Below are 828 nucleotides of genomic sequence, written 5' to 3'. Positions count from 1 at the left end.
GGGGCTGTCCAATAAGTCCCCAAAATAAAAAGTTGGGCGGAAAAACGTCATGTTTTCCGTCCAACTTTTTTGTTCTGTGCTTTTGTTAGGAAAGCGGTGAGGCGGATGCTCGCCACCTTTAGTAGATTGTGGGCCAAAGCCACAATCCCAAACTCGGTGTGAACCTTCTCCAGCCCTCGCAAGGAGAACCTCCGGAACGACCTGTTGCCCTTGATGTAACCAAATACGCTTTCTACATCGACTTTACGCCGAGCATAGACCGCGGATGTCTCGTCACCTTCAAGGGCTTTTTGGGCCTTTGCTTTTAATTCTTCCCAGATCGTATTCCAGTGTACCTGGCGGTTCCCCTTGGCTTTGGTGCAGCTTGTCTTGAGTGGGCAATCACTGCAATCTTCACATTCATAAATCTTGAAACTTTGTTCCAAACCAGAGGCGTTTTTCTTCGTTTGGTATTTCTTAAAGCGCACGTACTGGCCATTCGGGCAAATAAATCGGTCATCTTGCTCTTCATACGTCCAGTTCGATGCATGTCGGATATCTTTCTTATAACGACGCGTTTTCTCTTTCATATAGCTGCCGTAAGGAATGAGAAAATCAAAGCGTTGCTCCTTTTCTTCGCCCACCGCATACAAGTAATTTTCCTCGCTGCCATAGCCCGCATCGGCAATCACCGTTTTCGGCATCGGTAAAGAAGACGCGGCCAATCGCTCCATATGCGGGATGAAGCAACGCGTGTCGGTGGGACGTTGGTGGATGCTGTAAAACAAAATAAATTGGTTTTCTGCAGCCATTTGCACATTGTAACCCGGCTTCAGTTGACCCTTTTTC

General features: G+C 47.6%; 1 protein-coding gene. It reads right to left on the bottom strand.

Features of this window, described 5'->3' with window-relative positions; translation table 11 throughout:
* Positions 1–47: 47 nt before the first annotated feature.
* Positions 48–828: IS1182 family transposase (locus HMPREF0083_RS04085; protein WP_021619790.1), on the bottom strand; the 781-nt coding region annotated here is incomplete at its 5' end.

Origin of the sequence: Aneurinibacillus aneurinilyticus ATCC 12856 (assembly GCF_000466385.1) — a bacterium.
Classification (GTDB): Bacteria; Bacillota; Bacilli; order Aneurinibacillales; family Aneurinibacillaceae; genus Aneurinibacillus; species Aneurinibacillus aneurinilyticus.
The sequence above is the reverse complement of the archived record's forward strand: the minus strand, read 5'-3'. Positions and strand labels throughout refer to the sequence as shown.